Origin of the sequence: Desulfobaculum xiamenense, from assembly GCF_011927665.1 — a bacterium.
Taxonomy (GTDB): domain Bacteria; phylum Desulfobacterota; class Desulfovibrionia; order Desulfovibrionales; family Desulfovibrionaceae; genus Desulfobaculum; species Desulfobaculum xiamenense.
Genome location: NZ_JAATJA010000002.1, coordinates 420,218 through 433,044, shown reverse-complemented (window position 1 = coordinate 433,044; position 12,827 = coordinate 420,218). Strand labels below are relative to the sequence as shown.

General features: G+C 65.8%; 10 protein-coding genes. 1 reads left to right on the top strand and 9 read right to left on the bottom strand.

The window, feature by feature from the left end; translation table 11 throughout:
* Window positions 1-59: 59 nt before the first annotated feature.
* Window positions 60-272 (bottom strand): hypothetical protein, encoded by a 213-nt coding sequence (locus GGQ74_RS09850; protein WP_167941389.1) that lies wholly within the window; start codon window positions 270-272, stop codon window positions 60-62.
* Between the two features lie 334 nt (window positions 273-606).
* Here GGQ74_RS09850 and GGQ74_RS09845 point away from each other — a divergent pair, with 334 nt between their 5' ends.
* Window positions 607-2,121 carry a sigma-54 interaction domain-containing protein gene (locus tag GGQ74_RS09845; protein WP_167941388.1) on the top strand — a complete coding sequence of 505 codons (1,515 nt, stop codon included), beginning with the start codon at window positions 607-609 and terminating at the stop codon, window positions 2,119-2,121.
* 337 nt (window positions 2,122-2,458) lie between these two features.
* Here the strand turns inward: GGQ74_RS09845 and uvrA are convergent, their stop codons facing one another.
* From uvrA to GGQ74_RS09805, 8 genes are all read right to left on the bottom strand, one after another.
* The gene (uvrA, locus tag GGQ74_RS09840; RefSeq protein ID WP_209280146.1) at window positions 2,459-5,242 is read right to left on the bottom strand and encodes an excinuclease ABC subunit UvrA; all 2,784 of its coding nucleotides are present in this window, start codon (window positions 5,240-5,242) and stop codon (window positions 2,459-2,461) included.
* A gap of 118 nt (window positions 5,243-5,360) precedes the next feature.
* Window positions 5,361-6,734 (bottom strand): MATE family efflux transporter, encoded by a 1,374-nt coding sequence (locus GGQ74_RS09835; RefSeq protein ID WP_167941386.1) that lies wholly within the window; start codon window positions 6,732-6,734, stop codon window positions 5,361-5,363.
* Window positions 6,735-6,937: 203 nt separating this feature from the next.
* Window positions 6,938-8,305: an MATE family efflux transporter gene (locus tag GGQ74_RS09830; protein WP_167941385.1), complete on the bottom strand. Its 1,368-nt coding sequence runs from the start codon at window positions 8,303-8,305 to the stop codon at window positions 6,938-6,940.
* A gap of 159 nt (window positions 8,306-8,464) precedes the next feature.
* Window positions 8,465-9,445 carry a UDP-glucose 4-epimerase GalE gene (galE, locus tag GGQ74_RS09825; protein WP_167941384.1) on the bottom strand — a complete coding sequence of 327 codons (981 nt, stop codon included), beginning with the start codon at window positions 9,443-9,445 and terminating at the stop codon, window positions 8,465-8,467.
* Between the two features lie 270 nt (window positions 9,446-9,715).
* The gene (locus tag GGQ74_RS09820; RefSeq protein ID WP_167941383.1) at window positions 9,716-10,255 is read right to left on the bottom strand and encodes a chemotaxis protein CheW; all 540 of its coding nucleotides are present in this window, start codon (window positions 10,253-10,255) and stop codon (window positions 9,716-9,718) included.
* A complete protein-coding gene (locus GGQ74_RS09815) occupies window positions 10,248-10,790 on the bottom strand; it encodes a GNAT family N-acetyltransferase (RefSeq protein WP_167941382.1) in 543 nt (180 codons plus the stop codon). Before GGQ74_RS09815 ends, GGQ74_RS09820 begins: the two co-directional genes overlap by 8 nt.
* Window positions 10,787-11,800, bottom strand: coding sequence for a D-alanine--D-alanine ligase family protein (locus tag GGQ74_RS09810; RefSeq protein WP_167941381.1), 1,014 nt, complete (start codon window positions 11,798-11,800; stop codon window positions 10,787-10,789). The genes GGQ74_RS09815 and GGQ74_RS09810 overlap by 4 nt, the downstream gene beginning before the upstream one ends.
* Entirely contained in the window at window positions 11,797-12,825 is a 1,029-nt protein-coding gene (locus tag GGQ74_RS09805; protein WP_167941380.1) for a D-alanine--D-alanine ligase family protein, read from the bottom strand. Before GGQ74_RS09805 ends, GGQ74_RS09810 begins: the two co-directional genes overlap by 4 nt.
* Window positions 12,826-12,827 lie beyond the last annotated feature (2 nt).

Below are 12,827 nucleotides of genomic sequence, written 5' to 3'. Positions count from 1 at the left end.
GCGATGCAACACGCCGTTTGGTGCTTCAATGTGTCTATCCCGTCAGAACGGCTCCGCCCCTAACGCCGTACGTTGCGGCGCTTGCGCCACACCCACAGAAGCGGCCCCGTGGCCGCCCACAGCGCGGCGAGGATGCCGAAACGCTGAGCCGCCAGTGGCTCGTATTCCCCGGCGCTTCCCGTGACGAGGCTCAGGCAAACGGCCAGCACGACCAGCCAGCACGACCAGATGAGAATTCCGGAAATATCGTCCCGGCCCATTTCGATTCGCATCGCAACACTCCTTGCGTTGAACCACAGCGCGTCATGGCGGCAATGGCGACACCACACGAACAATGAAAAGCATGCCGCCTGCACGACGCTCCCGTGCAGTGTCCCTGATGAGGATATGTCCGCAACAACCATGCCTACGCAACAACACGCTGAAATGATATGACTTTACACATTTTCACATCACCTCGCAGAGGCCTTGCGGTGGGTCAGATCAGACACGCCCTCCCCTCGAAACGCGCAACCATGCGTCTCGCGGCGCATTCCTCCGCACGGGCTTTTACTCCCCGCATCGTGTCAGATTTGACCCGCTTCCGATTCAGCGATAGGACGAGTCATGCGAAAACACACGGCAGACGGGACCATCGATCCAGACATGCTGGACAGCCTGCGGCGGCAACGGCGGGAACTGGAGAGAGAGATACAACTCCTCGGACAGGTGCGCGAAGCGGTCGAGCTCGACGAGCACGGCATCATGACGCTCATGAACTCCATGATGGCCTGCCTGTACAGGGCACGCATGGAACCGCCCGTTCCGCGTGACGCACTGCGTGATCTCGTAAACCTGCCAAGCAGCATCACCTTCGTCAGCGACGGCACGGAGGAACTGCTGGAATACGCGCCGGAATACTTTCTCGGCCGCCCGCTCTCGTCACTGGCGGAACGCCTGCACCCCGACGACATCGACCCCGTCGACAAGGCCATGCAGGAGGCACTGGGCAAGGGCGAAACCTGCCGCCTGTCCTACCGCATCCGGACCTTCTCCGGCGAATACCGCTGGGTGTGGGAGCGCTGCGTGGGCAGCTACGACGCCGAAGGCAGGCTGCTCTACATTCAGGGACTCATGACGGACATCGGCGAGCAGCACCGGCAGGCCTACGAACTACGCCGCGACCTCACCGAGCGTCACGCCCCGGCGGGCGAGCGCTACCGCTTCGGCAGCATCATCGGCAAGAGCGCGGCCATGAAGAAGGTCTACGCAGACGTGCTCGAATCCGCCAAGGGCGATTCGCCCATCGTGCTCTACGGCGAATCGGGCACGGGCAAGGACCTCGTGGCGCGCACGGTGCACTCCCTAAGCGATCGCGCTGGCGGAGCCTTCGTGCCCGTGAACTGCGGCGCCATCCCGGACTATCTCTTCGAGAGCGAATTCTTCGGCTACCGACGGGGGGCCTTCACCGGAGCCATCCGCGACAAGAAGGGCCTCATGGACCTCGCCGACCGGGGCACCCTCTTCCTCGACGAAATCGGCGAAATCAGCCTGACCAATCAGGCCAAGCTGCTGCGCGCCGTGGAGGACGGAGGCTTCACGCCACTCGGCAGCACGGAATTCCGCCGTCCCGACGTGCGCATCGTGGCCGCCACCAACCGCGACCTCGCCGAGGAGGTCCGCCGGGGCACCTTCCGCGAGGACCTCTACTACCGCATTCACGTCATCCCCATCCGCATCCCCCCACTGCGCGAGCGCGGAGAGGACATTTTCCTGCTCGTCGACTTCTTCCGGGAGCAGTTGAGCGCAGACGCCCCCCGCAGCATCCCCTTGAGCGTGCTGGCCGCCATGGAGAAATACGACTGGCCCGGCAACATCCGCGAACTTCAGAACGTGCTGCGGCGCTACCTGACCACCGGCGAACTCGGCATCCCCACGGAACGCGACACGCCGCGTGATGTTGTCGGTGACGTGTCCGAGATGTCCGGACTCGATCTCGACTCGGCAGTCACCATGTTCGAACGGCGCTTCCTCGCCGCAGAGTTGGAAAAGACTCACTGGAACCGCACGGAGACGGCGCGCCGCCTCGGCATCAGCCGCAAGACGCTCTTCCGTCGCCTGCTCAAGTGCGGCCTGTCCTGACCATCGCCGACAACACAAAAAGCCCCCCGCCCGGATCACTCCGGACGGGGGGCTTTTTGTGTTGTGGTTACGCTCGATTGGTCAGTCGCTGTGGCCAGCCGTTTCGTTCACTGACAGGTGCAAGACGTAGGCTCCGCCGGCCAAGGGGCCGCGGACCCCTTGGAACCCCGATTTGCGATAGGCCGTCTCCCCTTGGCGGGCCGTACGGCTTAGCGCGACGAAGCCCTCGTGAGGATTGTCAAGGGGGTCACCCCCTTGACCGGGTCCGGGCAGAGCCCGGCCGCCGGAGGCCACGCCCGCGCAGCGGCTCATCGCCGCCGACAGCGCCGCGTAACGCTCAGCGCGCGGCGGACGGCTCGTCCACGAGGAATCGGCCGGTGACGGAGTCGGGGTTGGCGATGATGTCCTCGGGCGTGCCCTGCGCCACGATGCGCCCACCGTTCTCGCCGCCGCCGGGACCGAGGTCGATGACCCAGTCCGCCGCGCGCACGACGTCGGTATTGTGCTCGATGACCACCACGGATGCGCCACGATCCACGAGGCGTTGCAGCACGCCGATAAGCTTGCCCACCTCGTGCATATGCAGGCCGGTGGTCGGCTCGTCGAGGATGTAGAGTGTTCCGGGCAGGCTGCGCTTGCCGAGTTCTCGGGATATTTTGATGCGCTGGGCCTCGCCGCCGGAGAGCGTCGTGGCGGGCTGCCCCAGCCGCAGGTATTCGAGGCCCACCTCTTCGAGAATGGCCAGCCGCCGCTTGAGCACCGGGTAGTTCTCGAAGAAGGCCGAGGCCTGCCGGACGGTCATGTCCAGCACCTCGTGAATGTTCTTGCCCTTGTAGGTCACGTCGAGGGTCTCGCGGTTGTAGCGCATGCCCTTGCACACGTCGCACTTCACGAACACGTCGGGCAGAAAGTGCATTTCAACGCGCAGGGATCCGTCGCCCTGACAGGCCTCGCAGCGCCCACCCTTGACGTTGAAACTGAAGCGTCCGGGCTTGTAGCCGCGCGCGCGGGCCTCCTGCGTCTGGGCGAAGATGTTGCGTATCTCGTCGAATATCTTGGTGTAGGTGGCCGGATTGGAGCGCGGCGTGCGGCCGATGGGCGTCTGGTCGATGGAGATGATGCGCTCCACGGCCTCCATGCCCTCGATGCCCGCCAGACGACCGGGACTGTCCACCTTGGTGCCGCGCGCCAGCGCGAGATGCTTGTACAGCGAATCCACCACCAGCGAACTCTTGCCGGAGCCGGACACGCCGGTGACCACGGTCAGACAGCCAAGGGGGATGGACACGTCCAGCCCGCGCAGGTTGTTGGTGGTCACGTTGCGCATGGTGATGCTGCCATTGGCCATACGGCGGCTCTCGGGCTGCTCGATGCGCATGTCGCCACGCAGGTACTTGCCGGTGAGGCTGTCCGGACTGGTCAGCAGACCCTTCACGTCGCCCTGGTAGACGATCTCACCACCGAGCCAGCCGGAGCCGGGGCCAAGCTCGATGACGTGATCGGCATTGCGGATGGTGGTTTCGTCATGCTCGACGACGAGCACGGTGTTGCCGCGCTCCTGCAGACTGCGCAGGGTGCCGAGCAGACGGTCGTTGTCACGCGGATGCAGGCCGATACTCGGTTCGTCGAGGACGTAGGTCACGCCCACGAGACCGGAGCCGAGCTGCCCGGCAAGGCGGATGCGCTGGGCCTCGCCGCCGGACAAGGTGGCCATGTTGCGCCCGAGGCTCAGATAGTCCAGCCCCACGTTGACAAGGAAGGACAGGCGGTGGCGCAATTCCTTGAGCAGTGGCACGGCGATCATCTGCTGATGCCCCGCGAAGGACAGGCCGGAGAGCCACTCCAGCGCGGAGCCGATGGACATGCTCGTGAACTGGAAGATGTTCAGGTCTGCCACGCGCGCCGCCAGAGACTCGGGCCGCAGCCGCGCGCCGTCGCAGGCTGGACAGGGGCGGCTCTGCCGGAAGCGGGCCAGCTCGTCACGCCAGATGGGTCCGAACTGCATGCCCGTCTCCATGTGCGCCAGCGCGCCGGGCCAGCCGGTCTGCGCGTCGCCCTCGAAGAGCGCCTTGCGCGCCGCGTCGGAGAACTCGACCAGCGGCGTATCGAGGCCGAAGCCGTGGCGCTCGCCAAGGGTCTTCAGCTCGTCGGCGTAGCGGCTCAGCACGCGGGGGTTCTTCCACGGAATGATGGCCCCCTGCCGCAGGGACAGCCCCCGGTTGGGAGCCAGCAGGTCCGGCTCGAAATATTCCACGCTGCCGATGCCGGAGCACTGCGGACACGCGCCCTGCGGACTGTTGAAGGAAAAAAGCTGCGGAGAGAGCGGCGGCAGGCTGATGCGGCACTCCGGGCACACGGCCTCGGAGGAGTAGAGGATGGTCCGCCCGTCCTCGTCGCCACCGACGAGGACCACGGACAGCCGTCCGCTGCCGTACTTGAGGGCCAGCTCCACGGAGTCGGCCAGACGCTTGCGCATGTCGGCCTTGACCACGAGGCGGTCCACCACCAGATCGATGGTGTGCTTTTTCTTCTTGTCCAGCTCCGGCAGGGAATCGAGGGTGACCACCTCGCCGTTCAGGCGCACGCGCACAAAGCCCTCACCGCGCAGCTTGCGCAGGAGGTCCTGATGGGTGCCCTTTTTCTGCTCGGCCAGCGGGGCTAGGAGCAGGAACTTCGTGCCCTCGGCCATGGCGGCGATGTTCTCGACGATCTCGTCCACGGTCTGGGCCTGAATGGGCCGCCCGCAGGACGGGCAATACATGGTGCCCAGCCGCGCGAAGAACACGCGCAGGAAGTCGTAGACCTCCGTCACCGTGCCCACTGTGGAACGCGGATTGCGCGAGGTGGTCTGCTGCTCCAACGAGATGGCCGGGGTGAGGCCCTCGATGCGGTCCACGTCCGGCTTGTCCATCTGCGGCAGGAACTGGCGGGCGTAGGCGGAGAGAGACTCCACATAGCGCCGCTGGCCCTCGGCGTAGACGATGTCGAAGGACAGGGTGGACTTGCCCGAGCCGCTCGGGCCGCACACCACCACCAGTTGATCGCGGGGGATGTCCAGCGTCAGGTCCTTGAGGTTGTGCTGACGCGCGCCCGCTATATGAATGCAGTTGTTTCCGCTCATCGGATGTCCTGAAATCCTTGGCTGCGTTGCGCCCGACGCGACGCGCCGGGGCCGGGGCATGCCCGAGTCCTGAAGTGTAACCATCGCCCGCGCGTTGGCAAGGTCCGCCGCGTTCCGGCTAGGCCTCGATAACGCGCATCCCGCGCCAATGCCCACGCCGGAAGCGTCGTAGCGCGAAGAAGGCCAACAGGAGCACATAGCTCACCACGCAGAGCCATCCCGCGTACAGCCCGGCATGCAGCACTTCCAGCGCCACATACGAGGGAACGACCATCGCGCACATGGACGCCGCGCCGATGAGGCGCATGGTGTAGGCCGTGTCGCCCGCGCCCTTGAGCGCGCCGAGGTAGGTGATGGCCACCGCGTCGAACAGCGTATAGAAGGCCACGAACATGAGCAGAATCCGTCCGGTGTCGCGCACGGGGGCATACTGCGCCGCCGTGAATCCGTCGGGCCGGAAGAGGTCCGTAAGCGGACCGGGCAGCAGCAGATAGATCAGCGCCATGACGGCGGCCCAGCCCACGCACAGATGCATGGTGCTGGTGGCGGCGGCTTCGCCGTCGTCCGGGCACCCCGCGCCAACGGCCTGTCCCACCATGGATTGCACGGCGATGTGCAGGCCGATCATGGGCATGAAGCTGAACTGATTGAGGCTGAAGACCATGTTCGTCGCTGCAAGCTCCACATTGCCGATGCGGCCCACCAGCAGGATGAACACCGTGAAGCCGAACACGTCGAGGAAGAACTCCACGCCGCTCGGCAATCCGAAGCGCACCAGCCGCCGGAACAGGTCCGGCTGCACCCGCCACCCGGAACGCACGGCAAAGCTCTCCTCGTTCTTGCGGGTGAAGATGAGCACGGCGAACAGCGCGGCGGAAAAGCCCCACGCGATGGCCGTGGCATAGCCCGCACCACGGATGCCCATCTCGGGAATCGGTCCGAAGCCGTAGATGAACATGTAGTCCAACGGAATGTTGAGCAGCGCTCCGGCAAGGTTCACGACCATGACCGGCCGGGTGATGCCGCGCCCGGTGTAGAATCCGCCCAGCACCACATCGAGGATGCTGAAGGCCGAGGCGAAGCACAAGATGCGGTAGTAGTCCACCTCCATGGCCTGCACCACCGGCGCGTGGCCGGCAACGGTGAATATCCACTCGGCGGGCAGGGCCAGCGCACTCATGCACAGGCCAGCCACCAGAGCAAACCACAGGCCCTGCCACAGGGCGGGACCGACGCGCAGATTGCGCCCCGCACCGGTGTACTGGGCGACGAACACGTTCACATAGCTCGCAAGGCCCGCGAAAAAGGCACTGAACCCAAAGCTCACCACACCCGCGGAGAGCGAGGCGGCAAGCGTCTCCAGCGAATAGTGGGCGAGGAAGACGCGGTCGGTGAATTGGGTGATGGTGTTGGAAGCCATGCTCGCCACGAGCGGCAAGCCAATGGTCAATACGTCACGATAGCCGTTGCGCACGGCCCATCTCGAAATCATTGATGTCTCCGGAAATCGGCACGGACATGCCGGAAGAATGATGTGCGACTGTCCAGTATGCAGACTGCGGCCCGAATGTCAATGCCCGTGCGGGCACACAAGGGCATGTCGCAGTCCGTCGCAGCCCGCGCATACCCCCGGAATCCCGTGATGGATTCCCGCCGTCCCGCCGGAGTGCCGGATGCGGGAAATTTTTGTCCCGCTCAGATCACGCGCATACGCTTCCAGCGCCCCTGCGCGAAACGCCACCGCGCAAAGACCGACAGCAGAATCACGTTGAGCAGCACGCAACTCCACGCCGCGTACAGCCCGGCGTCAAAGACCTCCACAACGAAATAGGTGGGAATCACCAGCGTGGACAGGGAGCATGCGCCAATGAGCAGCATGACGAAGCGTGTGTCCCCCGCGCCCTTGAGCGCGCCCATGTAGCCGATGGCGAAGGCCTCGAACAGCGCCCACGCGGCCACGAAGCGCAGTAGCACCTCGCCGGTGTGACGAATCTGCGCGTACTGCTCCGGCGTGTAGGACGAGGGCCGGAACATGTCGAGCAGCGGTCCGGGGCAGAACACGAAGATGATCGAGACCACGACCGCCCAGCCGAAGCACAGGCGCACCGCGCTACCGGCGGCATAGGCCGCGTCGTCCGCCCGCCCCGCGCCAAGCGCCTGCCCCACCATGACCTCCGCGGCGACGTGCAGGCCGTACATGGGCAGGAAGCTAAAATGGTCGAGACTGAAGACCATGTTGGTGGTGGCCAGCGCGGCATTGCCCATCCGGCCCACCAGCAGGATGAAGAAGGTCACGCCGAACATGTCGAGAAAGACCTGCGTGCCGCTAGGCAGCCCGAAGCGCATGAGCCGCAGAAACAGTTCGCGGTCGAAGCGGAAGCCGGACAGCATGGCGAATTCGGCCTCGTTGGCCCGGCGCAGCACCAGAAGCGCGTACAGCGCGGCGGAAAGCGCCCAGCCGATGGCCGTGGCGTAGCCCGCGCCACGGATGCCCATCTCGGGAAACGGGCCGTAGCCATTAATAAGACAGTAGTCGAGGGGGATGTTGACCAGCGCCCCGGCGAGGCTGACCAGCATCACCGTGCGCGTGAGTCCGCGCCCGGAATAGAAGCACGCCAGGCTCACGCCGAAGATGTTCAGCCCGGAGGCCACGCTCAGAATGGAGAAATAGGCGCACTCCAGCTCGCGCACCTCGGGCGCATGCCCGGCCAGCGCGAAAATGGACGGCCCGACAAGCGACAGAAGCGCCATGCACGCCCCGGCCGCGAGGGAGAACCACACGGACTGCCAGACCACCGGGCCGACGTTTCGCGGCTGCCCGGACCCGACATACTGCGCCACGAAGACCGTGGCGTAGCTGGCCACGCCGGAAAAGAAGGCCATGAACACGAAGTTGACCACGCTGCCCGAAAGCGAAGCGGCCAGCGCGTCCAACGAATAATTGCCAAGGAACACTCGGTCCGTGAACTGCATCACCGTGGCCGAGGCCATGCTGGCCACCAGCGGCAACCCCACGCGAAACACGTCGCGATAGCCGCCCTTGGCCTGCCATCTCGAAAACATTTTCAACTCCCCCGGCCCGGCACAGGCCATGGCCGCCATTGCATAAGAACACCAGTGCCCATGCCTTGGCCCGAGGAATATAAATTGTCAACCGTGACGGGATGTTCCGGAATACACGCCGCCTCCCCAGATGATCCACCCCGGACGGCCCCACCCCGACTAGCCGAGCTGATGCGCGCGATGCCAGCGGCAGGCGGTCTCGACGATGGCGTCGATGTCCGTATGCCGAGGGACCCACCCAAGCTCGTTGCGGGCACGGGTGGCATCGGCCACGAGCATGGGCGGATCGCCGGCCCGGCGCGGGGCCATTTCCGCAGGGACAGGCTGACCGAGCACGCGCCCCACGGCGTCCACCACCTCGCGCACGCTGGCCCCATGGCCGGTGCCGAGGTTGAGCATGCGGCTCGCCCCACCCTCCATGAGCACCTCCAGCGCGCGGATATGCGCGTCGGCAAGGTCGGTCACATGGATATAGTCGCGCACGGCGGTGCCGTCGGGCGTTGGGTAGTCGTCGCCGAAAATGCGGATGGGACCGCGCAGCCCAAGGCCAGCCTGCACGGTGAGCGGGATGAGGTGCGTCTCAGGGTCGTGGTCCTCGCCGATCTCGCCGTCCGGGTCGGCCCCGGCGGCGTTGAAGTAGCGCAGGGCCATGTGGCTGATGCCGTGAGCGGTTTCGAAGTCCCGCAGCACCTGCTCGATCATGAGCTTGGTCCAGCCGTAGGGGTTGATGGGCTTCTGGGGCAAGTCTTCGGTCATGGGCATGCGCTCGGGCACGCCGTAAGTGGCGCAGGTGCTGGAGAAGATGATGCTGCGGCAGCCGTGGTCGCGCATGGCCTCCATGAGGTTCACCGTGCCCGCCACGTTGTTGCGGTAGTAGCGGCCGGGGTTTTCCACGGACTCGCCCACGTAGGTGTAGGCGGCAAAGTGGATGACCGCCGCAGGGGCGTAGGTGTCGAAGACGGCGTCGAGGGCCGCGCGGTCGAGAATGTCGCCGCGCTCCAGCGGGCCCCATTTCACGGCCCAGTCGTGGCCGTAGACCATATTGTCGAAGGTCACGGGGGTGTAGCCCGCCGCCTTGAGCAGCTTGCAGGTGTGGCTGCCGATGTATCCGGCTCCGCCGGTGACGAGGATGTTGGTCATGCCAGACGCCCTTGTGTACGAGTTGAGGTGCATTCGGCCGTGACGGGAACCCCGGCCCGAGCCGGAATCGTCGCACCCGATCAATCCGGCCATTTTAATCGCCTTTCCGGATTGTTGGCAAGCTCGCCATCCAAGACGATACCCCCCCGACATCCCCCCTACGCCACAACGCTCGACAAAACGACATCGGCCCGGACGCGCGTGGCGTGTCCGGGCCGATCGGCATCCCGCGCCCAAGGCAGCGGGAGAATGTGTCGCAAGCGAAACGCGTCAGGCGGCGCGGCGGCCTGCTCCGCCGGACTGGCCGATGGAACTGGCCGTGTCCGAGGTCTCGGCCACGCACGACACCTGCCCCTCATCCTGCTCGCCGCCCAAAAGGTCGTCGAGATCCAGTTCGAGAAGCAGGGAGCCGTCGCCTATCTCGGCCACGCTACGCACGCAGCGCGCCTCGGAGCCGGAAAGCAGGCCCGAGGTCTCGCCCATGGCCTCGCGCGGCAGACGCATGACGTCGGCCACGGAATCGACCACCAGCCCCACGGGCTGCACCCCGGCCTCCACGATGAGGATACGGGTCTTGGGACCGTAGGGAATGCGTTCAAGGCCGAGGCGCATGCGCAGGTCCATGACAGAGACGAGGCTGCCGCGCAGATTGGTGACGCCAAGCACATGCTTCGGGGAGCGGGGTACAGCTGTGATGGACTGCATGCGCACAATCTCGCGCACGCGCACGACCTCGACGCCGTAGCGTTCGCGGCCGAGATGGAAGGTCACCAGCTGCACCAATCCGTTTCCGTCGACATGTCTATCCATTGATCACCTCTGCGCCGCTGGGGGCGCTGCCCCCCACGGGTTCCCAAACGTTTCGCGTATAGGTGCACCGGGCGTCTCCCGGCGCGTAGAAGTCTTCCGTCACATCGATCAGCGTGTATCCGTGCCCCTCGTAGAAGGCACGGGTGGGCGTGTAAAGCGGCTGGGACGACGTCTCGATGCGAAGCACCGTACCGCCTCCATGACGCACCAGCTCCTCCACGGCAAGCAGAATCCGCGTACCCACGCCGTAGCCGCGCAGTCGATCCTGCATGGCGATCCAGTACAGATCGTACAGCGTGGGATCGTCATCCGTCGGCCCGTAGCAGGCGTATCCGAGGGTTTGTCCCCCTGCGTCCGCGAAGAGAAACTCATACCCGGTCGAGGGACCGAATTCAAGCCGCTCCCGCACCAGCGACGCGGCAATCTCTATTTCTTCCTCGGTGAAGAATCCGCTGGACGTCACGATGGACGTCACGGTCTCCACGTCCGCTTCACACACCGTGCGGCGGAATTCGAAATCCAGTCCTTTCTTCATTTCCTACGTACCGATCGCCCCGCGTCGTGCCAAACCAGAGCGGCTTCGAGAATCCTGCGCACCGCATCGGCGTAGGGAATCCCGGCCCGTTCGAGGGCCGCGGCGAATCCCGCATCCGGAGACAGGCAGGGGTTTGCGTTGATGTCTATGATGTTGACCTCGCCGTGCGCGCCGGTACGGAAATCCACCCGCGCGTAGCCGGACAGGCCAAAGGCCTTCCAGCACGCAAGGGCCGTGCTCGTCAGATCGCGACACAGGGCCGCGTCCGCCGCGCAGGAATCGAAGTCCCGGCGCACGAGGTCGTATTCCGGCGCCTCTTCGTCCCACTTCGCACGGTAGCCGATGACCCGCTCGCTGCCCGTCCCGCCGCCGAAGCGCATGCGCGCCGGCGGCAGGGCCTGCGGCCCGTTCGGGGAATCGAGCATGGCCACGCAGTATTCGTGCCCATCGAGAAAGCGCTCGGCGAAGCACTCCCCGCCCATGCGCCCGCGCAAACGGAGCATGGCGTCCATCAGCGCGGCGGCGCTTCGCACCTCCACGACGCAATCGCCCTCAAGGCCGATGGAGGCATGCTCCCACACGGACTTGATGATGAAGGTGCCGCGCGCCTCGCGCTCGCCGGAATCCAACTGGGGCAGGGTCCGCCACGGCGGCGTGGGCAGCCCGGCGGAACGCATGTGCGCCTTGGCCATGAGCTTGTTGGAACTGACGGCCATGGCCGTACTGTCCGCACCCGTGAACGGCAGACCAAGGTCTTCGAGCAGCGCCGGGGCGAAGTGGATGAATCTCCCCTTGCCGTCCGCACCCTCGGCGAGATTGAACACGATGTCCGGCCGCAGGGCGCGAAGCGTCGCCGCGGCGTCGGGCAGATCAAGGGAAAAGGGCACGGTGTAGACACCATGCCCCAGCTCCCTCAGGGTTTCCGAAACGGCCCGCACCTGGACCATGGTGTCGAGTTCCTCGGCACCACAGCCCGGCAGCGGACGATTGTAGAGGACCGCGACGATCACTGGACCTCTCCGGCCGCGGGAATGCGACCGGTCCGCGCCTCGCCGTCGAGGCCGCAGCGCTCGCACGCCCCGGCCACGATGGCCCGGATGAGCGTGTCATACTCGATGCCCCCGAGCCTGCAGATGATCGGCAGGTCCGAGTCGATGGGGTGCAGGCCCGGCAGCGGGTTGGCCTCGATGAAGCGCGGCTGTCCGTTCTCGTCCAGACGCACATCCACGCGGCCCGCGTCGCGGCAGTCGAGGGCGCGCCACGCGTCCACGGCCAGTTCGGCGGCGGCCTGCGCCTGCGCATCCGTTGCGAGGTGGTAGGTCACGCGGTCCAGATATTCCTGCTTGGTGTCGTAGCAGTACACGGCATCGCTGCCGCCCTTGCCGCCCACCAGCACTTCCATGACGCCAATGCTCTTCGCCTTGGCGCCGGAGCCGACGATGCCCACGGTGAACTCGCGACCGGGCAGGTAGCGCTCCACCAGCACGGGCTGGGAATGCGCTGCCAGAAGCCGTTCGCACACCTCTGCCAACTGCGCGGCGTCATGCACGAGGGAGGAGCCGGTCACGCCCTTGCTCGTGCCTTCGGCAACGGGTTTGGCGAAAACCGGGAACGGCAACGCGAAGCCATCGAGGTCCGCCATGGTGGCGATGACCGCGAACTCCGGCGTGGGCACGCCCGCGTCGCGCACCACGCGCTTGGTAGTGGGCTTGTGCAGGCACACGGCCAGCGCCAGCGGGTCCGAGAAGGTACACGCAATGCCACGCGCCTCAAGCAGCGCCGGAATCACGGCCTCGCGGCCGTATCCGTGCATGCCCTCGGCGATGTTGAAGACGAGATCCCAGCTACGTCCGGCGGCCAGCGCCTCGATAAGCGCGTCCAGACCGCCCACGCGTTCCACCTCGTGGCCCGCGCGGGTCAGCGCCCCTGCGATGCCGTCGATGGTCACGGGGCTGTCGAACTCGGCCGTCTCGGCCTTGGAGTATCCGCGAGCGAGGTAGTCGCTGCGCAGATCGTAGGTGATACCAATCCTCACGC